The organism is Vibrio sp. 10N.222.55.A1 (genome assembly GCF_041473835.1).
In the GTDB taxonomy this organism is placed as follows: Bacteria; Pseudomonadota; Gammaproteobacteria; order Enterobacterales; family Vibrionaceae; genus Vibrio; species Vibrio crassostreae_C.
The window spans coordinates 1-18,609 of sequence record NZ_JBFRSX010000014.1; the positions used below are offsets into that span (position 1 = coordinate 1).

At 45.8% G+C, this 18,609-nt stretch carries 20 protein-coding genes; 3 read left to right on the forward strand and 17 right to left on the reverse strand.

Annotation, left to right across the window (positions count from 1 at the left end; genetic code table 11):
• Window positions 1-50 precede the first annotated feature (50 nt).
• From AB4493_RS04005 to AB4493_RS04085, 17 genes are all read right to left on the reverse strand, one after another.
• Entirely contained in the window at window positions 51-1,274 is a 1,224-nt protein-coding gene (locus tag AB4493_RS04005; RefSeq protein WP_017062286.1) for a beta-ketoacyl-ACP synthase, read from the reverse strand.
• Window positions 1,271-1,996: a 3-ketoacyl-ACP reductase FabG2 gene (locus AB4493_RS04010; RefSeq protein WP_017062285.1), complete on the reverse strand. Its 726-nt coding sequence runs from the start codon at window positions 1,994-1,996 to the stop codon at window positions 1,271-1,273. Before AB4493_RS04010 ends, AB4493_RS04005 begins: the two co-directional genes overlap by 4 nt.
• Complete coding sequence (locus AB4493_RS04015) at window positions 1,993-2,457, reverse strand: hotdog family protein (protein WP_017062284.1); 465 nt, start codon at window positions 2,455-2,457, stop codon at window positions 1,993-1,995. Before AB4493_RS04015 ends, AB4493_RS04010 begins: the two co-directional genes overlap by 4 nt.
• The gene (locus AB4493_RS04020; RefSeq protein ID WP_017062283.1) at window positions 2,450-3,649 is read right to left on the reverse strand and encodes a beta-ketoacyl-[acyl-carrier-protein] synthase family protein; all 1,200 of its coding nucleotides are present in this window, start codon (window positions 3,647-3,649) and stop codon (window positions 2,450-2,452) included. Before AB4493_RS04020 ends, AB4493_RS04015 begins: the two co-directional genes overlap by 8 nt.
• Window positions 3,650-3,654: 5 nt before the next feature.
• Window positions 3,655-4,278 carry a DUF3261 domain-containing protein gene (locus AB4493_RS04025; RefSeq protein ID WP_029235408.1) on the reverse strand — a complete coding sequence of 208 codons (624 nt, stop codon included), beginning with the start codon at window positions 4,276-4,278 and terminating at the stop codon, window positions 3,655-3,657.
• Window positions 4,275-6,647 (reverse strand): MMPL family transporter, encoded by a 2,373-nt coding sequence (locus tag AB4493_RS04030; RefSeq protein ID WP_372154554.1) that lies wholly within the window; start codon window positions 6,645-6,647, stop codon window positions 4,275-4,277. Before AB4493_RS04030 ends, AB4493_RS04025 begins: the two co-directional genes overlap by 4 nt.
• The gene (locus tag AB4493_RS04035) at window positions 6,619-7,299 is read right to left on the reverse strand and encodes an outer membrane lipoprotein carrier protein LolA (RefSeq protein ID WP_017064143.1); all 681 of its coding nucleotides are present in this window, start codon (window positions 7,297-7,299) and stop codon (window positions 6,619-6,621) included. The genes AB4493_RS04030 and AB4493_RS04035 overlap by 29 nt, the downstream gene beginning before the upstream one ends.
• Window positions 7,286-7,789, reverse strand: a complete 504-nt coding sequence (locus AB4493_RS04040; RefSeq protein ID WP_017062279.1) for a thioesterase family protein — start codon at window positions 7,787-7,789, stop codon at window positions 7,286-7,288. Before AB4493_RS04040 ends, AB4493_RS04035 begins: the two co-directional genes overlap by 14 nt.
• Before the next feature lie 39 nt (window positions 7,790-7,828).
• A complete protein-coding gene (gene hutH / locus AB4493_RS04045) occupies window positions 7,829-9,376 on the reverse strand; it encodes a histidine ammonia-lyase (protein ID WP_017062278.1) in 1,548 nt (515 codons plus the stop codon).
• The gene (locus AB4493_RS04050; protein WP_017062277.1) at window positions 9,354-11,153 is read right to left on the reverse strand and encodes a glycosyltransferase; all 1,800 of its coding nucleotides are present in this window, start codon (window positions 11,151-11,153) and stop codon (window positions 9,354-9,356) included. Before AB4493_RS04050 ends, hutH begins: the two co-directional genes overlap by 23 nt.
• Window positions 11,146-11,508, reverse strand: a complete 363-nt coding sequence (locus AB4493_RS04055) for a 3-hydroxyacyl-ACP dehydratase (RefSeq protein ID WP_372154555.1) — start codon at window positions 11,506-11,508, stop codon at window positions 11,146-11,148. The genes AB4493_RS04050 and AB4493_RS04055 overlap by 8 nt, the downstream gene beginning before the upstream one ends.
• Before the next feature lie 88 nt (window positions 11,509-11,596).
• Window positions 11,597-12,985: an AMP-binding protein gene (locus AB4493_RS04060; protein WP_017064141.1), complete on the reverse strand. Its 1,389-nt coding sequence runs from the start codon at window positions 12,983-12,985 to the stop codon at window positions 11,597-11,599.
• A 6-nt stretch (window positions 12,986-12,991) separates the two neighbouring features.
• Window positions 12,992-13,549, reverse strand: a complete 558-nt coding sequence (locus AB4493_RS04065) for a septation protein IspZ (protein ID WP_372154556.1) — start codon at window positions 13,547-13,549, stop codon at window positions 12,992-12,994.
• Complete coding sequence (locus AB4493_RS04070; RefSeq protein ID WP_004739745.1) at window positions 13,549-13,806, reverse strand: acyl carrier protein; 258 nt, start codon at window positions 13,804-13,806, stop codon at window positions 13,549-13,551. Before AB4493_RS04070 ends, AB4493_RS04065 begins: the two co-directional genes overlap by 1 nt.
• Before the next feature lie 10 nt (window positions 13,807-13,816).
• Window positions 13,817-14,077, reverse strand: a complete 261-nt coding sequence (locus AB4493_RS04075) for a phosphopantetheine-binding protein (RefSeq protein WP_004736154.1) — start codon at window positions 14,075-14,077, stop codon at window positions 13,817-13,819.
• A gap of 105 nt (window positions 14,078-14,182) precedes the next feature.
• Window positions 14,183-14,953 carry a 1-acyl-sn-glycerol-3-phosphate acyltransferase gene (locus AB4493_RS04080; RefSeq protein ID WP_017064140.1) on the reverse strand — a complete coding sequence of 257 codons (771 nt, stop codon included), beginning with the start codon at window positions 14,951-14,953 and terminating at the stop codon, window positions 14,183-14,185.
• Entirely contained in the window at window positions 14,950-15,699 is a 750-nt protein-coding gene (locus tag AB4493_RS04085; protein ID WP_170962821.1) for a beta-ketoacyl synthase chain length factor, read from the reverse strand. The genes AB4493_RS04080 and AB4493_RS04085 overlap by 4 nt, the downstream gene beginning before the upstream one ends.
• 72 nt (window positions 15,700-15,771) lie before the next feature.
• Between AB4493_RS04085 and AB4493_RS04090 the strand changes: the two genes are divergently transcribed.
• The 3 genes from AB4493_RS04090 to AB4493_RS04100 are packed head-to-tail and all read left to right on the forward strand — an operon-like array spanning window position 15,772 to window position 18,528.
• Window positions 15,772-16,161 (forward strand): hypothetical protein, encoded by a 390-nt coding sequence (locus AB4493_RS04090; protein WP_017062271.1) that lies wholly within the window; start codon window positions 15,772-15,774, stop codon window positions 16,159-16,161.
• A gap of 28 nt (window positions 16,162-16,189) precedes the next feature.
• On the forward strand, window positions 16,190-17,263 hold the full coding sequence (locus AB4493_RS04095) for a methyltransferase (protein ID WP_065584069.1): 1,074 nt from the start codon (window positions 16,190-16,192) through the stop codon (window positions 17,261-17,263).
• Window positions 17,264-17,286: 23 nt separating this feature from the next.
• Complete coding sequence (locus AB4493_RS04100; protein ID WP_136974758.1) at window positions 17,287-18,528, forward strand: NAD(P)/FAD-dependent oxidoreductase; 1,242 nt, start codon at window positions 17,287-17,289, stop codon at window positions 18,526-18,528.
• Window positions 18,529-18,609: the final 81 nt, after the last annotated feature.

Genomic DNA, 18,609 nt, shown 5'->3' on the forward strand with positions numbered 1-18,609 from the left:
CTAATCCGCGATGAACCTTTTTATTTACTTAGCGTTTTATGTAGCTAAGCTTAGACTTTCTTGAAGATGATAGAGGTGTTGATTCCACCAAAAGCAAAGTTGTTGCTCATCAAGTATTCAACATCCAATTCGCGACCTGAGCCCGTGATGTAATCGAGCTTGCCGCACTGTTCATCGACATTCTTAAGGTTTAGGGTTGGGCTGAACCAACCGCTATGCATCATCTCTAGGCTGAGCCACGCTTCAATTGCACCACATGCACCAAGCGTATGGCCAAAGTAACTCTTAAGAGAGCTGATTGGTACTTCACCAAAGATATTCGCTGTCGCGTTACTCTCTGCAATATCACCTTTTTCAGTCGCAGTACCGTGCGCAGAAACATAGCCAATCTTCTCAGCTGGAAGTTGTGCGTCTCTCAATGCTTTCTCCATACAGATTTGCATGGTTTCCATCTGAGGTTGAGTCACATGAGCCGCATCACAGTTGCTCGCAAAACCTATGATTTCTGCGTAGATCTTTGCGCCACGAGCAACAGCATGTTCGTACTCTTCAAGGATCAGGGTTCCAGCGCCTTCGCCGATAACCAAGCCATCACGCTCGCTGTCGTATGGGCTAGGGGATTTCTTGGGTGTGTCGTTTTTTAAACTGGTAGCGAAAAGGGTATCGAAAACGGCAGACTCAGTTGGGCATAACTCTTCACCACCACCGGCAACCATTACGGTTTGGTAACCATGCTTGATCGCTTCATAGGCGTAACCAATGGCTTGGCTTCCTGAAGTACAGGCGCTGCTGGTGGGAATCACGCGGCCACGCAGACCAAAGAACAGACCTACGTTTACCGCGGCTGTGTGTGGCATCATTTGAACGTAAGTGGTTGCTGTGATTGCTCGTGTCGACTTCTCGTTCAGCATTACTCCGAAAGCACCAACCGCATCGGTACTGCCAGTTGAAGAGCCGTAAGCGATACCAGTTTCGCCATTGGTCAATACATCGTGACCAATTAAGCCGGCTTGCTCCAATGCATTCTCAGTCGCAACGGTAGCTAGGCGTGATACACGGCCCATGCCACGCACTTGCTTACGCTTGTAGTGTTTAGGCAGTTGGAAGTCATCAATAGGCGCGGCAAGTTTTGTGTTGAGACCATCATATTGCTCGAAGCTTGGCATATATTGAGTCGCATTTTCACAGGCCTTTAGCTTAGGCTCTATCTGTTGCCAGTCGTTACCAAAAGCAGTAACACCAGACATTCCAGTTACAACAACGCGGCGGGTCATACTAAGCCTCCATTTACTGAAATCACTTGGCGAGTTACGTAGCCTGCAATATCAGACATTAGGTAGCTGACTAGGCCGGCTACTTCTTCCGGCTCACCCATACGGCGCAGTGGTACTTGAGGAAGTGCATGATCTTTCACGTGCTCGTCAACCATACCTGTGTCAATTAAGCCAGGAGCGACACAGTTTACCGTGATCTTGCGTTTTGCGAGTTCTAGAGCAAGAGACTTAGTTGCGCCAATCACCCCCGCTTTTGCTGCAGCATAGTTAGTTTGACCACGGTTACCCATAATGCCGGATACCGACGCTAGAGTGACGATACGGCCACCTTTACGCTTTTGAACCATAGGCATTACACAAGGGTGAAGTACGTTGTAGAAGCTATCTAGGTTGGTATGGATCACACCATCCCACTCTTCTTCCGTCATCGCGGGGAATGCAGTGTCACGAGTAATGCCCGCGTTGTTCACTACACCATAGTAAGCACCATGTTCAGCGATATCAGACTCAAGCTTTTCGCGACACTCGCTTCGTTTGCTGATATCAAATTGAATAAGACGTCCAGCGCCACCCAGTTCGGTGATCGACTTTAGCGTCTCTTCAGCACCTTGCTTGTCACCCATGTAATGAACGGCGATTTCAAACCCGTCTTTCGCGAGTTGAATAGCGATCGCTTTACCAATACCTTTACTGGCACCAGTGACTAAAACCTGACGGCTCATGATGGGCTCCTAGTTTTCATTTCTTGTAATTTTTGTTCGGTCGGCACGTAGACGTTGAGTTGGCATTGAGCCACTAACTCACCTCGGTCTTCGACTCTTGCGGTAAACACAGCCATACCGCTGTCTTCCATCATCTGTTCGGCGTAGATATCAAGGGTCTGACCTTGAGTAAACTCATCACACAGTGATTTATAGCGACGAGAGCCGAGTAAGAATCCGATTGGGGGCGTGGTGCCGTTTTTAAGTGCGTGATATCCAGACCATGCCGCTACAGACTGCGCCATAAACTCGATTCCAACATATGCTGGTACCGTTTGAGATTCGGCGTCAAAGAACAGATTATGGTCACCAATATCGACCTGACAGTGGATCGACAACGCCTCTACGCTGATAGCACGATCGATTAATATCATCGGATCATCGTGAGGGAGAAGTTGGTCTACAGAAGGGATATCAGTCATTTACTACACCAAAAATCAGGCTAATGTTGTTGCCACCAAAAGCAAACGAGTTGCTTAAGATGTTCTTTGCTTTAAGTTTCTGTGAACAGTTTACCAAATCAATCTCAATATCTTCAGCTTTATCCTGACATTTTTGTAAGGGAAGCGGTAAGTCATATTTCAAAATATGCCACGCAATTGCAGCCTCAATCGCACTTGCTGCGCCTAGAGTATGCCCGGTCAGCGGTTTGGTAGAACTGACGGGAACCTTGTTTGCAAAAATACGATGAATGGCTTTACTTTCCATCGAGTCATTGAGTGGCGTTGCTGTACCATGTGCATTGATATAACCAATGTCTTCTGCGTTTAACTGTGCAGAATGTAACGCTTTTTTCATTGCTTGTTCAGCACCATTGCCTTCAGGGTGAGGCGCTGAAATGTGGTGTGCATCAGAGCTGTCCCCACAGCCCAATAAGGCAATGTTTGACGTGTCTTGTGCTGCATTAACACCGGCTAACTTTGTTTTGCTGAGCAACATAAATGCCGCTGCTTCTCCTATGTTGATACCTTCTCGGGTTGCACTAAATGGCTTACAATGTGTTGTTGAGAGTGCTTCAAGACCGTGGAAACCATTGAGTGTCAGCTTACACAATGTATCCACACCACCCACTAACACGGCATCAGCCATACCTGAATCTAATAAGCGCTGGGCGGTCAGAAATACGCGGCCACTGGATGAGCAAGCCGTAGATATGACGTAGTTTGGCCCCGTTAATGCGCAATACTGGCTAACGAACTCTGAGGTATCACCAAGCTCTTGTTTTGAGTAATGGTAATCTGCTGGAAACTCGCCGTTTGCCAATTTTTGTTTGAAGACTGCTTCACCATCGGAGATCCCAGATGTGCTGGTGCCAATAACAACAGCAATTCTATCTGCGCCAAACTGAGATTTGGCTTGCTCGATAGAATCTTCAATTTGGTGAAGAGCCGACAGCGCCAGTTGATTGTTGCGAGTGGCGTATTGCGTAAGATCTGAAGGAATCGGTGGTAGTTCACCCGCGATCTGACCAACGACAGTGTGTTTACCATCGTTCAGCATATCGTGCACTTCGACCATATTTGATTCACGCTCGTCTTTTAGACAGCCATGAATATCGGCAATCTCTGAGCCTAGCGCTGAGTGGAAACCACAGTCTTGGATGTAAATAGGCATAGTGTTCAACTCTTACTTGGATTGTCGACAATCGTTGAGTTCAACGTTTGTACGGTGATGTTGTAGCCCAGGGTCAAATGTTTGAAAACAATGTCGCCTGCCGTTTTGTGTGTACCAGGATCTGTTTGGTAATCAATTTGAATGATTGCCTGTTGGTTTTCATCAAATACGGTTCTTGTTTTGTCGGTATCGACTAGGTGCCAACCTATGCTTTGTAAAGGCTGAGCCCATGCTTCAGCCGGCCATAAGGTAAGCATTAAATTAAATAGCACCTGTTCAGGTTGTGGCAAAGTTGCGCCAAGCCCAGACAAAACCTGCGTATCAATTACTTGATTCTGGTATTGCAGCGATAGAATGCGAGTACCCCAAGAGGAGAACCCCGCCAAAACCACTTTACCTGGTGTGACTTCGACTTGAACCGGAAGCTGCTGTGTATCATTTTCCCACGTAGCGCTAATCAACTGACTGGCTGTTAATGAGTATCCCAGTTCAGCTGGCAGTGGTAGTGCTAGATCGGTGTCTTGATCGATAGACACGCTCGCACCACTTGGCTGCTGAGAAACCATCGAGCAGGCACTCATTAGAATGCCCACTAGTATGGCGAAGGTTACCTTTAATGTCTGGATCATCTAAAAGCCTCTCGAGTAATTGGTCCTTCTACGTTTTTACTACTGTTGATCGCGAGTGGAGAAAGCAGCCAAGCGACAAAGATCCCTGTCAGAACCGTCACCCCGAAGCTATGAATAGCATGAGTCTGGCTCAGCGACAGTAAGCCGAATGAAAGTAGTGTTGTGAGACCTGACAAGGTGATCGCAAATAAGGTGCTCAGCGATTTCTTTTGCTCAGCAAAGAACAGGGTGTAGTCTATGCCAATCCCTAAAATCAGAATCAAACCAAGCAGGTTAAATAGGTTCAGTGTCGAGCCTAAAATGCCCGTGACCGCCAAACCTGCTACGCCTGCAATCAATGAAGGCAACAGCATTAACAGGCTTTGCTTCACACCATAGCGCCAGCCTAACAGCATGCCAATAGCTGCCAATGCTATCAATAACAGCTCGGTAATCTTGACGCGGTACTCAGCAAAAAGAGAGGAGATTTCATCCGCTTTATTGAGGTGTTTCACACCTTGCTTCTGAGCAAAATCTGACTCCAACCACTGTGAGAACAGCTCAGCATCAGTGACGTCTTTTATCAAAATGACCGACGCTGCTTGCCCGTCGATAGGTTTTAACCAAAGTGGTCGAACAGGCTCTGAGACTGGAGACTCCAAAAATCCAGATACCGTGATTGGTTCGAATTTTGGTAGTTCTGGAAACGTAGACCAACCGAGAGAGCTTTGTAATATATGGCTTTGTTGACTATAGAGTTGTTCAACCAACTGATAGTTATCATGCTGTTCTTGTTTACTTAACAAGTGTTGATTGATGCTGCGATACCCGGAGATACCTTGGCTATTGACCAGCGAATCTAAGCTTGTGGTGATTTCTGTCAATTTTTTGAGTAGCTTTTGGTCGCTCTGAGCTGTGACCAAAAGCATATTTTGACCACTGCCTAACCCTGATATCTCAGTAATGGCTTGCTCTTGTTGTTTGAGTTGTTCGGGCATAGCCTGAAGCTGGCGAATATCGTCGTCGTAACGAATTTGACTGAGTGACATCAAGCTAACGACAGTCACTGTTAACGGTAAGCCAATTCTAAATTTTTGGTTGCTCCAAAGGCTTAACCAAGTATGCCAAAGTTTCGACAGGGGAAGAGGGCGCTCTTGGCCTGGTTTTACCGCTAAAACGGGGTACCAGCACACCACACTGGCGTAAGCTGCGATCAGTCCAATCGACGAAAACAGAGCCAGTTGCTGCAAGCCTGGGAATGGCGCAACCAGTAGCCCTAAGTATCCGATTAAGCTGGTGATTAAACCTAGAGTGATGGCAATGAAAATATGCTTTAGGCCTTTATCGCTCTGCCAGTGGCTTCCTGCGGCCAAACGGTCAGTGAGATAGTGAAAAGAGTAATCGATGGATACGCCAATCAAGCTAGCGCCAAACACCAAGCTGAATAGATGCACCTTACCAAAGATAGCGACAGTGCTTGCCAGTGCAACCAATAATCCTGTACTGATTGAGAGTAAAGATAAGGCAAGTGGTAGCGCACTACGAAATGTCAGCCACACCAATAAAATAACGCCTGCCAATGAGCCCAAACCAATGGTACTGATTTCTGATTTCGCGCTTTCGGTACCGTAATTGGCGTAGAACACCACACCAGTATGCTGCACCTTGACGCCAAATTGTTTTTCGACCTCGCGCTCAATTGAATCAAGATCTGGAAGTTGTTCTTGAATCGCCAAGCTATAAGGTGAGTCCGCCAGAGTAGCCGTGACTAAAATATGAGTTTGCTCATTCGACTGGGCCGTGAGATAGCCCTCTTTCAGAACAAAGTTACTTGATTGGACGCCAATAGCACTGATGTAGTCGCGAAATAACAAGAATGGGTCGAGAGATAACTCTGCTGCAGTGACGCCTGAGAATGGATTGTACAGAGACTGAATGACATATTGAGCTCGCGAATCAGGCGAGTGTGTCAGCGTCTCTTTTTGTTGTTGGGTCAGCAGTTGAGATCGGTGACGAAAATAGAAATCGCTCCACTGGCTTTGAGTGCTGGCGTTGATTTTACCTTGAACTTGCTTAAACAGAGTTGGCTGACTTGAAAAAGTTCTTTGGTTGAGAGCTTTTTCAAAAGCGTCGGTCGCAACCATGGTTTGTTCGATATCGGGAGCGCTTATGATAAATACCACTTGCTCGCTCATCGAGCTGGATATCTGCTGAAAGGCTTGCTCTACCATTGGGTCTTGCTGGTTTTCGGGCAGTAACTTTAGAATGTTGCTTTCAATCGGTACCGACGAAGAAAAAGCGAATTGTTTGGTCAACAACCCGCTAAACAGCATTACAACAACAAGCCAAACAAGGGCAAGACTAGAGTTGGAATTGTTTCGCTTCAGCATCTGATAATACTTCCGGTAGATGGCTTAACTGACTGAATTCGATCACTGTGCTATCTCCACGAATCTCTTTCAACTCAATACGTTCAATATCGCTGTTGCCTTGCAGCGTGATAGCCTCAAACACCGCATTCATCGGTGCATTTTTGGGCTTTAGAGTCAGTGTCCATGCTTGTACATTTTCATCAGAGCTGGTGTTAGTTGCGGGCTCAAAATTGAGTGCGAACTGTTCCTGAAGTTTTTGCGTGTCCCCATGAAACACTGACAAGAAGATATGGCTGAAATAAAACGCCATTGGATTTTCTTTGTCGGTGATGATTTTTGCGGGTTGATCGGCAAACCTTTGGCTCAGTTTGTTATCGGTGAGCACTAAGTTCACGGGAAACGGAGTGGTTTGTGTCCAGAGTAAGCCACTTGATTTGTCTAACAGAAATGTACCTTGTGACGTTAAAGGCTGGGCGAACATCTCCATATTGCGTGTTTGAGTGAACTCACCACGCACAATACTATTTTCGCTGAGCACCGTCTGCAGCTCTGAAATAGAATTGACAGCAGCAGAGTTTTCTTTGGCGCTTACAAGGCCGCTTGCCATCATCGCAGTAAGTCCAATTAGCGCGATATTGATGTATTTGCGACTGCGTTTAAACAGATTCATGGTTCACCTGCTGTGGGTTAGAGGTTTGTGTTTGATGTTCAGTTGCTAGAGGTAAGCAACCAAATTGGTGCCAGTGTTCGACTTTGTCAGTAAACACTTTGGGTGAGGCAAAGCACATCTCTTGTTCTTCGATGGTGACGGCAACCTGCATGGTGTGAGCACGTGTCATTCGAGCACCGGTTAGAGCATCATGAATTTCATAATCGACGCGCAGGCGATTTTCCCACTCGGTGAGTTTCGCCGTTACCTTAATCTTGTGATTAAACGGTATCGCCTTAATGTATTTCACGCGGGTATCGATGATAGGCCACATGTAGCCAGAATCCTTCATCTCATGGTAGTTGTACTCAATCTTATCCATCATGATGCGCCTAACTTCTTCAAAGAATCGGAAGTAGTTGCCGTGATAGATCACGCCCATTGGGTCGGCATCTTGGAATGAGGTGATAAGCGTCACCTCAGATTGTAATGGGTGAAGGATTTCAGACATAAATCGCTCTCAACAATATTGCGTAAAGGGTTGGCTACTTTATGAGTAAAGTGACCAGTGCTGACTTTGAATACGAGCAATGAAGTGGCGTAGATCGCCTTCAAGTGGTCGATCTTCTACGATAAATTCAAACTCCTTAAGCACTTCGTCGCGAATGTGCTTGAGGTTCTCACTCATGTGGTGCTCATCAAGCTCATTGTGGCGCTTACGAAGTTCGAGTGCTTGTGTCCCCGCCAGTAGTGACGCTGCTGCCACTTGTTCGGTTAGCTCTAGAACGCGTAAACAGTCACGAGCTGCGATGGTGCCCATACTCACTTTATCTTGGTTGTGACACTCAGTTGAGCGAGAGAATACGCTTGCTGGCATGGTGTGTTTCAATGCTTCTGCTGTCCAAGCTGAAACGCCAATCTGTACTGCTTTAAAGCCGTGGTTGATTGGCTTACGTTCGCCTTCAGCACCCGTTAGGTTGAATGGCAAACCGTTGTTGAACTTGTAGTCCATCAGCTGAGCCATTTGACGGTCAAGCAGATCAGCAAGGTTCGCAACTGCAGTTTTTAACGTATCCATCGCCATTGCAATGTGTCCACCGTAGAAGTGTCCACCGTGCAGTACGCGCTCATTATCACCATCGATAATTGGGTTGTCGTTGGCACTGTTTAGCTCGTTCTCGATCATTTGGCGTAGCCAAGGCAGAGAGTCTTGAACCACGCCGATAACATGTGGAGCACAGCGCAGAGAGTAACGATCTTGGAGGCGATCACTGTTACGTGGCGGGCGATCCGCTTGCAGATCATCACGCAGCCATGCAGCAACTTGTTGTTGACCAGGATGAGGTTTGACTGCAAACAGCGCTTCATCGAAATGGAAGTCATTGCCGTGCATACCGACTGATACCATAGCGGTGATCTTAGTTGATAGCTGAGCTAGATATTCCGCACGCTTGTAAGCGATACAAGCTAATGCCGTCATTACAGACGTACCATTCATCAACGCCAAGCCTTCTTTTGGCTTAAGTTTGATAGGGCTAATTCCTAACTCTTTGTAGACGTCACTGGTTGGGCGCACTTCACCTTTGTAGATTACATCACGCTCACCAATCAGTGCTGCGGCTAAGTAAGACAGAGGTGTTAAGTCGCCACTGGCACCCACCGATCCTTCTTGAGGAATGCGTGGTGAGATGTCTTGGTTGATTAGGGTAACGATCTGGTTGAGTAGATCGTGAGTCACACCAGAGACACCTTGTGATAACGAACAAAGACGAGTTGCAAGGACTGCACGAGCTTGTTCGTGAGACAATATTTCACCTAAACCACAGCCGTGAAAACGTGTTAAATGCAGTGGTAGCTCGTCAACTAGGTTTGGCGGAATCGCAACCGTACATGAGTCACCGTAACCCGTCGTTACACCGTAAATCACACCTTCTTCTTTCAATAGGCGTTCTAAGAAAGCGACACCACGGTCGATCTTAGATGTGAATGCTTCACTTGTGTTCATCGAGGCTTTTGCGCCTTGTGAGATAGCGACAACATCCTCTATCGTGAGGCGCTCGGCACCAAAGGTGATGCTATTTGGATTCTTTTTCGTCATGGTGCTTGCTCAATGTCCAAAAATTAAAAAAGTTGTACCACTGAAGCGGTGCTTGCAGTGTGTAGTGCTGAAGTCGATTTGCGTATTTTTGCACGACTTGCTGTAAAGATTGTTCGCGAGTCTTTCTTGGTAGCTCGATCTTGTTGCTAAAATGCTCGAAATAGACATTAAAATGCGGCTTAGATTGTGAGTCGTCACGTAACCCAAACAGCAAAAATACGGGTGCTTTGAGAACCGAGGCTAACATAAATGGACCTTGAGGGAATGGAGCTTCCTTACCTAAGAACTCAGCCCATACTGAGCGGCTCTCTTTGCTGGTGGAAGTTCGATCGCCAACAATCACGATCCATTCGCCTTGCTCTAGTTTCTGTTGTAACAAGATAGCGGTATCAGGCCCCATCGATGTCACCTGAATCAGATTTAAATCAGACTGCGGGTTAACCGCTTTCATCACGGAATTAAAACGTTCGGCGTGTTCTGTAAAAACCAGGGCGTTGATTTTGATGTTCGAGTGTCTGCGACCTAAAGCTCGGCACAGCTCAATATTGCCAAGGTGAGATCCAAGGATTAGCACACCTTGCTTATTTGCCACCATGCTCTCGAACTGGTCTTGGCCATGAATAGTCAGGTTATCTGCCGAGAAATCACCTTTCCATGCCGCGAGCTTGTCGAGCATCGTATGGCCAAATGAAAGCAGATGGTTGTAACTGGTTAGTTCTCCGGGGAGCTCAATATTTTGCTGTTCCGCATAGGCTTTTAATTGGAATAGATATTGTTCGGAAGCGTTTCGCGCACGCTGGCCCGTCAAGTGGTAGTAACGCATCACACCACGCAGAATGAGGTTGAACACACCGCGACCTAACAAGGTATAAATGGCTAATAACAGCTTAATGCCTAATACTGTGCCGCGTTCTTGAGTGCGGGACCAGTGTGGTTGTTCAGAAGCTTGCGGCTCTGAATCAGTCGATAAATTTGGGTTATTATCAGCTGAATCGGATTTGAAATGGCGAGCAATCAGTTTTGGTGCTCTTGGCAGCATGCTGAAGAATAGACGTGTATGCATCCAACTGATTTTGACGTTATCCCACAACGCATCGAAATGAGAGATGCCGTTCTCAGGATAGATAACGCGCGTTTCAACGAAGTCTATGTCGCAACCTTCCCAATACAGGCGAACCAAAATCTCGATATCGAAGTCCATTCTCGAACCAACATCGTACTTATTCAACACAGTTTGAGTTTGGTTGATAGGATACGCTCTAAAGCCACACATGCTGTCTTTAATTGATAAAGAAAGGGTTTCTATCCATACCCAGATATGTGTCGCGTAGCGCCCATAGAGCCTTGCTTTGGGTACGCTGTCGTCGTAGATAGGCTGGCCTGATATCAGACGTTGTGGCTTAGCTTGTGAGGCCTCAATCAATGTTGGCAAGGCTTCCAGGTCGTGTTGCCCATCAGCATCTATCTGAATAGCGTGGCTAAAGCCTAGTTGCTGCGCTTTTTTGATTCCGGCTTTTACTGCGCCGCCTTTACCTTGGTTCTGTTCAAGCGTCACCAAGGTTACGTTTGAATTCTCTGCTAGGGGAGACAGAAACTGTTTTGTTGTGAGTTCACTGCCATCGTCAACGATGATGATCGGTAACTCAAAATGATGAAGTGACGACACCACAGCCGGCATGGTTGCGCCATGGTTAAAGCACGGGATAAGGAAGCAAGCCTTGTAGCTGCTTTCTTTTGTGTGGTGTTGAGAAGTAGCCTCGACGGGAGCGCTATTCACTTTTTTCTCCCAGCTTCATTTTGCCTGAAGAGTGGGTCTGTTCACCGTTGTTTGATGTGTAACTAAAGCTCAGCTTGTCTTTGTCAGCATCCCATTTGAATGATAGCTGGATTGTAGCGTCAGGCAGGATAGGCTCTTGGAACTTAATGACTTCCATTCCTTTAAAGAAACCAGGAACGCCTAACTCTTGGACTGCGTAGTGAAGTGCCCAATCAATTTGCGTGACGCCAGGTAGAATAGGGAAGCTCTTGAAGTGCCCATTAAAGTCGGTGATATCTCCGCTAACATGAAGTGTCAGGGTCGATTCATTTTCTACCGTGTCTACAGCAATGATGTTTGGTTTTCTTTTATCCATAGGGCGTGCTTAGAATCCTTGGGCAAATATTGGTTCTTTGACAAAAATATAAAAAGATAATCTCAGTGTAAAATACGATCAGCGGTTTCTATGATTTTATTAGCTGTTCTATGTGAGATGTTAATCGCTTACCTTGGCTGTTGAGGGGGATCTCATCGACAACACGGTATTTTCTCGGGATTGCGATTGGCTCTAACCACTTTCTGAGTTCTGTACGCAGCATCAACCAGAATTTACCTTTGCTCATGGTCGATAGAGCGGCTTGGCCTTCATCTGATAATACCAAAACAGAGGCTAATATTAATCGCTCAGGCTCCTCAAATGGAATAACCACGCACTCACTTATCCAAGGCAGTTGCTCCAGTCGCTTTTCCACTTCAACCAGTGATACTCGCTTTTCTTCTATCTTGATCACTCGGTCCGTTCGGCCCTTCAATATGAATTGATTCTCCGAGACCATCTCGCACTCATCAGAGGTTTGATACCAGTTATTCTTATCGATGTACGGCGACAATAACTTAATGCAACTCTCACTGTTGAGACTAGCCTCAATACAGGCAAAAAGCTGCCAAGGCGTTTGAGCGCTCTCTTGCTGACGAAATGCGATGCCACCGGTTTCTGTGCTACCAAAGACTTCAATCGGTAAATGACCAAGCAGATCTCGTGACTGGTGAGCCGACTCGGTAGGCAATGGACCACCCGAAGAGAAGATTCCTGCAAGTTGTACCTTGTTGGTCTCATGCTTTAATCGTTTAAGTAGCGCTGGGCTGCTGATCAGTACACAGTTTTGATTTGCGTGAGATAAGATCTGTTCTGGGTATTCAAGGTTGTGTCGAGCAAATGGAACACCAGAGCATAGTGGCCATAAGATTCTAAACAGCAAACCATAGATATGTTGATGAGAAACTGTGCTTTGGATTTGGTTTCCCTTGAGTAACTCACCCCAGTTCTTGTGTAACTGAGCGGTCTCAATATCGAGGTGCTCTAACGTTTTATCTATCGCTTTTGGCGTGCCACTTGAACCTGAAGTGAACAGAGTTAATGGGACTGTTGCCAAATCAATGGTCGTAAGATTCTCGGTTAGAGGTTTTTGTGCTTCAGTGTTTGAATCCAATAAGGTTTGGATATTACGAACGTCATTCACCTCAACTTCGCCAATCGAGTTATCAACTAGCAGGCAATCAAACTGCTTACTTAACTCAGCAAGCGCACATGGCTGGTAGTTGCCCGGTAAGATGATGTGTTTGTTGGCTGCTGTACATGCCAAAAAGGCCACCGCAAATAGGTAGCTGTCTTGGGTACAAATCGCGATTCGTTGAAAAGGGGATAAAGACAAAAATTGTACGAGTTGAGATAAGTCGTCGTTAAATGTTTGCCACGTAATCTCGCTATTGTCGTCAAAGCAGACAATAGATTCAGGGGCTCTGTCCTGGCTAAGAAGCTCAGACAACGAGGTGTAAGATACGGTTTGGGTCATAACAATTTAACTCTGACGAATGCGCTGTCTTACTACCCACTCTCCTGCAAAGAGTAACCCTGCAAACAGATAGCTGAGTAAGCCATTGTATAGGGTCCATACTTCTAGCGGTTGGAAGCAGGTGTAAAGGGCAATAGAGCCATTGATAACAAAGAACAAGCACCACACTTTGGTGACTTTTCGTGTGTAATCAACGCCACTTTGCGGAAGTTCAGGATCTTGAAGGCGAGCAAGACGTTCGATAATCGTTTGTGGTTGCCATAGGCTCGAAGCGAATACAACCAGCATACAAACATTAACGATAACGGGATAATAGGTTAGCCAGCCGTGTTGCTTAAAGGCTAAGCCTAAAGCCAGCAGAACAATACCGGCACTTCCACTGATCCAAGCTAGGTGTTTTAGCTCTTTGATTTTAGCCTGACCGCCGGTGAAAATGCGTACAGCAAAGATAGCGGCTAAGGCAATACCAACGGTTTGTAAGCCAAACTTGTTGAGTCCAAAGTAAACCGCTATTGGATAAGTGAAAAGTATAATTGCCGACAGTAAAGTCAGCAGAGGACGCATTAGGCGTCCTTCAATAGTTCAACCACAGATTCGACAACGTCATTAACGGTGCGCACTGCTTTGAACTCTTCAGGTTTTATCTTCTTACCTGTGACGTTCTGTAGGTGAACGACCAAATCAACGGCATCAATGCTGTCTAGGTCTAGATCAAGATAGAGATGAGCTTCAGGGGTGATATCTTCAGCGTCAAGCTCGAACAGCTCAATAAGCGCATCTTTAACCTGGTTGTATACTTCTTGTTGGTTAGCTTGTGTCATAAAGATCTGTCTAGTTATTCGTTTGAGAAGAGATGTAGTTCGCTAGATTTTCAACTGACGCAAAGTGCTGTCGAGTGTTTGAATCATCTGCATCGATAACAATGTTGTACTTTTTCTTGATAGCAAGGCCAAGCTCAAGGGCATCGATAGAGTCTAGTCCAAGTCCATCACCAAATAGTGGAGCTTCCGTTTCAATCTCATCAATGCTCATGTCTTCAAGGTTCAATGCGTCGATGATCAGTTGTTTCAGTTCGTTGTGTAATGTTTCCACTTTGGCCTACTTAATGCTTTATCTGAATGCTGCTTTAAGGGGGCGATTCTACATTATATGAGGTATTTTCGAAATGCCGATATCGCCTGTTATGTTATTGATACGCTAAATGTTTTCTTCGGAAGGGAAAATTGTTTGTGCAAGATGATGATTAAGGCGCCTTGCTGCCGAAGTTAAATTATTTGAGCCTTCAATAAATGGTTCGACTTCTATTTTACCTTTCACCGCGACATGAAAAAAGGGCTTCGACGCAGGAACTTGATACCATTTTTTCTCTTTCGTTAAGAATGTCGGAGAAACCGTAATATGAATCACGCGTAAATCGGTTTGTGTTCGAGTCGCGATTTGTGCCGCCCCACGCTGTAAGGATGGTTCAATTCCTGGCGTTGTGCGAGTTCCTTCGGGAAAAATCAGCATGACATTGCCACGTGAGAAGCGTTCTTCACAGCGCTCTAAAAGATCGTCAGGGGCTTGGTTCGGTATATAACCTGCCGCTTTGACAATCCTTTTCATAAAAGGGTTTTCCCAAATGGCCGCTTTGACGAGGCAATCACATTGAGGAAGTTGAGAGGCGATCAGCACATAGTCAATCAAACTTGGGTGGTTGGCGACGATAATGCAGTTACGGTCGTTACGCAGTAGTTCTGCACCATCAATTCGGTAATCGATTGCTCCGGTGAACTTCATGATTTGGCAAAAGGCGTTGAATGAGAAACGAATCAATCGCTGTGCTTTAAGCTCTCTTTTAATGGTGTTGGAAGTCGTTAGCGCGATAGTGGGTAAGATTAAGAAGCTTAATACTAAGCCACCTAGACCAAAGATGGTAAAGCACAGCCCTGTCGCGAATACTCGCCAATATTGGTCGATTTTGCTCATGATTGTGGACCTGTCTCGGTGTTATTTACCCAAGACCAAGTTTGGTGCTTGCCGGCAATAGCCCACTTATTTGCGCCCAATAAGATATGTTGGAGCGTTTGTAGCCCTTGTGGTAACACGGAAGGTGCTTGGTTGGCTTCTACTGTTCTAGTAATAGAATATTCACTGCCAACGCTGAGCACTAAGCCCAGAGCATAATCCGTATAGTCTTGTGTTTCGTATTCTTGGTAAAGCTCAGGCAAAGGCTGGTCGAAGTCAATGACGAGTACACGATGTGACGGGTACTGATGTAGGTAAAGATAAGCTTCGATCAGAGCGTTGTGGAAAGTATCTTGGCCGGCCGCAATAGAGGTCAGAGGGATTGGTGCTTTCGCTGCGATGGTAGTTAACCCTGCAGCTGTATTATGCACGGACTGTGAAAACGCCATTGGCGAGGCATCATCACCTTCCAATATCGACTGGATCAAGGTTGCGGTTCGGTGCAGTTCACCATGTCGACTGGCAAAAACCAGATAATCAATCGAGTTGTCTTTTAAGAGTGTCAATGCAGTTTGAACGGCCAATTTACTTTGTAGGCTCATTCGGCGGCGCATCATCGGTGGGATCGCTTTAAATTCAGTTGAGCCATCTTGTGGCCAATCTAAATTAGTGCTCCACGCTTGCCATTGGGCAACAGAATTGAGACCAGCCGAATTTGCAGACCATTTCTCAATATTAAACGACATTAATTGGGATTGATTTGACATAGAGTATTGATTTGCTTTGAGTCTAACTAAATACTATGCGCGCTTATAAATAAACACAGATAAGGAATTTAAATGAAATTACTAAAAATAGCAGTTTCAATGTTATTCATATTCGTTCTTGCAGGATGTGGACGCGTCCAACCTGTAATGAATGTTGAGGATACTCCAGTTGCACTGAATCTTCAAAGTAAACAGGTTAAATCAGCTATTTCTGAATCTGCTGAAAATCGAGGCTGGTTGGTTTCAGAAATAAAGCCTGGTTTGATCCGCGCTGAATTGTATGTTCGTTCGCACCACGCTGTGGTTGAAATTCCTTATAGTGATAAGTTTTACTCTATTCTTTACGTTGAATCAGAGAATTTGAAGTACGACGATGGTGAAATACACCGTAATTACAACCGTTGGGTTAATAACTTAAACGTTGATATTAAACGTAAGCTTGCGCAAATGGCAGCTGAGTAACTCTCTATTATTTAAAGTTAGGTTTTTCGTGTCGGAATATAAATTAGATCCATTCAACGCATTAGAAGCAAAAACAGAAGCGCAGAAATTGTCTTTCGCTCCGATTGTTTTTCATACTGCTCGTACACTTCGTGATTTAGGCATTTTGAAAGCGTTAGATGACGCGGGCAACGAGGGTTTACCAGCAGAGTCTATCTCTGAATCGACCGGTGTCTCTGAGTACGGCGTGAAAGTCCTGCTCGATATGGCGTTAAGTGCTCATATTGTGACTTGGGAAAAGCCTAACTACAAAATGGCTAACCTTGGTTTCTACCTTCTGCATGATGGTATGACTAACGCAAACATGGATTTCACAGCCGATGTTTGTTATGCCGCGATGATGCATCTAACAGAAGCGATTGAAGAAGGCACACCTGCAGGCTTGAAAGAGTTGGGTGATTGGGAAACCATTTACCAAGGCTTGTCTCAATTGCCAGAAAAAGCAAAAGAGAGTTGGTTCAAGTTTGATCACTTCTATTCGGATCGCTCGTTCCCTGTGTTACTTGAAAAAGTCTTCAGCAAGAAACCTAAGTCGCTGGTGGATATCGGCGGCAACACGGGTAAGTGGGCGATGCAATGCTGCAACCATGATGCGGACGTTGAGGTGACGATTGTTGATTTGCCACAGCAGCTAGAAATGGCAATGGCAAACGCGGCAAAGCATGGTCATCAAGAGCGAGTCACGCCATTCCCAGCGAATATGCTCGATAAACAGCAAACTCTGCCAACGGGCGCGGATGTTTGGTGGATGAGTCAGTTCCTTGATTGTTTCTCGCCAATGGAGATTCTGAGCATATTAAAGCGCGTTCGCTCTCATATGTCAGAAGACGCGACTGTCTATATCCTTGAACTGTTTTGGGATGCACAGAAATACGATGCGGCTTCTTATAGCTTAAACGCGACGTCTCTCTACTTTACCTGCTTGGCAAATGGCAACAGCCGTTTTTACCGCAGTGAAGATTTCTTAGAGATCGTTGAAGAAGCGGGCTTTGAAGTGGTAACTCGCACCGACGATATCGGTCTTGGTCACACGCTTCTTGAATTGAAAGCTGGCGCGCAATAAAAATAACAAACATGGCTTAAATAATGAAAAAACTATCAACTCAAGTGGTGATCATCGGAGCTGGGCCATCAGGGTCTATTGCTGCGTCTTTACTTCATAAAAAAGGCATCGATGTTCGAGTGATTGAAAAGAGCGTATTCCCTCGCTTTTCTATTGGTGAAAGCCTATTACCAGCTTGTATGGAAGTGATTGAACAGGCTGGGATGACTGACGCAGTGATCAACGCTAACTTCCAATACAAAGATGGCGCTGCCTTTCGCAAAAATGGCGTTTATACGGCGTTTAATTTTGAAGACAAGTTCTCTTCTGGCCCTGGAACTACGTTTCAGGTTCAGCGAGGTGCCTTTGATAAGGTTTTGGCAGATACGGCTGAGGCGCAGGGTGTCTGCATTGATTACCAACATGAGTTAATGGGCATTAATTTCACCGACGACAGCACCATTTTAGATGTACAAGTGCTGGGTGGAGAGCGTTATCAGATAGAAGCGCAATACGTTCTGGATGGCAGTGGTTTTGGTCGAGTGCTACCAAAAATGCTTAACTTGGCAGAGCCGTCATCGCTCCCTCCACGCAAAGCTATTTTTACGCACATTAACGATCATATTGCAGAGGTGGATACCGATCTTGAATATGACCGAAATAAAATTCTTATCTCTGTGCATCCAACCAACCCTGATGTTTGGTATTGGTTGATCCCGTTTAGTAACGGTGTCTCTTCGTTTGGTGTCGTAGGAGAGCCTAAGTTCTTTGAGTCCTATCCAGAAGACAAGATTGCTGCAATTAAACAGCTGGCAGCGGAAGAGCCGGGCTTGGCTGAGATACTGGCAAGCGCCGAGTATCCAAACCCTGGGGGTGAAATTGGTGGCTATTCTGCCAATGTAAAACATTTGGCGACGGATAAGTACGCGTTGCTTGGCAATGCCGGCGAGTTCCTTGACCCGGTGTTCTCGTCAGGCGTGACGATTGCGATGAAGTCGGCACAGTTTGCGGTTGAGTGTGTCGAAAAGCAACTTAACGGTGAGAAGGTAGATTGGGAACGCGATTATGCCGCTCCTTTGATGGTTGGTGTAAACACCTTTAGAACGTATGTTGAGGGGTGGTACTCAGGTACTTTGCAGGATGTGATTTTCTATCAAGATCCAAATCCAAAGATTAAGCAGATGGTGTGCTCAATTCTGGCGGGTTACGCATGGGATCAAGCCAACCCTTATGTGAAAGAGTCTAAGCGCCGATTGGCGACACTGGCTGAGATATGCCGAAACTAGGTAATCGATTTTGTATGTAGCAATACTCTAAATTGCCACGATGGATCGTCATAAATTAAAAACAGCCGCAATGTGCGGCTG

Excerpts from the sequence above, each read along its gene's own strand:
- AB4493_RS04005 (WP_017062286.1), bottom strand. The coding sequence starts at position 1,274 with ATGACCCGCCGCGTTGTTGTAACTGGAATGTCTGGTGTTACTGCTTTT.
- AB4493_RS04010 (WP_017062285.1), bottom strand. The coding sequence starts at position 1,996 with ATGAGCCGTCAGGTTTTAGTCACTGGTGCCAGTAAAGGTATTGGTAAA.
- AB4493_RS04015 (WP_017062284.1), bottom strand. The coding sequence starts at position 2,457 with ATGACTGATATCCCTTCTGTAGACCAACTTCTCCCTCACGATGATCCG.
- AB4493_RS04020 (WP_017062283.1), bottom strand. The coding sequence starts at position 3,649 with ATGCCTATTTACATCCAAGACTGTGGTTTCCACTCAGCGCTAGGCTCA.
- AB4493_RS04025 (WP_029235408.1), bottom strand. The coding sequence starts at position 4,278 with ATGATCCAGACATTAAAGGTAACCTTCGCCATACTAGTGGGCATTCTA.
- AB4493_RS04030 (WP_372154554.1), bottom strand. The coding sequence starts at position 6,647 with ATGCTGAAGCGAAACAATTCCAACTCTAGTCTTGCCCTTGTTTGGCTT.
- AB4493_RS04035 (WP_017064143.1), bottom strand. The coding sequence starts at position 7,299 with ATGAATCTGTTTAAACGCAGTCGCAAATACATCAATATCGCGCTAATT.
- AB4493_RS04040 (WP_017062279.1), bottom strand. The coding sequence starts at position 7,789 with ATGTCTGAAATCCTTCACCCATTACAATCTGAGGTGACGCTTATCACC.
- hutH (WP_017062278.1), bottom strand. The coding sequence starts at position 9,376 with ATGACGAAAAAGAATCCAAATAGCATCACCTTTGGTGCCGAGCGCCTC.
- AB4493_RS04055 (WP_372154555.1), bottom strand. The coding sequence starts at position 11,508 with ATGGATAAAAGAAAACCAAACATCATTGCTGTAGACACGGTAGAAAAT.
- AB4493_RS04060 (WP_017064141.1), bottom strand. The coding sequence starts at position 12,985 with ATGACCCAAACCGTATCTTACACCTCGTTGTCTGAGCTTCTTAGCCAG.
- AB4493_RS04065 (WP_372154556.1), bottom strand. The coding sequence starts at position 13,549 with ATGCGTCCTCTGCTGACTTTACTGTCGGCAATTATACTTTTCACTTAT.
- AB4493_RS04070 (WP_004739745.1), bottom strand. The coding sequence starts at position 13,806 with ATGACACAAGCTAACCAACAAGAAGTATACAACCAGGTTAAAGATGCG.
- AB4493_RS04080 (WP_017064140.1), bottom strand. The coding sequence starts at position 14,953 with ATGAGCAAAATCGACCAATATTGGCGAGTATTCGCGACAGGGCTGTGC.
- AB4493_RS04085 (WP_170962821.1), bottom strand. The coding sequence starts at position 15,699 with ATGTCAAATCAATCCCAATTAATGTCGTTTAATATTGAGAAATGGTCT.
- AB4493_RS04090 (WP_017062271.1), top strand. The coding sequence starts at position 15,772 with ATGAAATTACTAAAAATAGCAGTTTCAATGTTATTCATATTCGTTCTT.
- AB4493_RS04100 (WP_136974758.1), top strand. The coding sequence starts at position 17,287 with ATGAAAAAACTATCAACTCAAGTGGTGATCATCGGAGCTGGGCCATCA.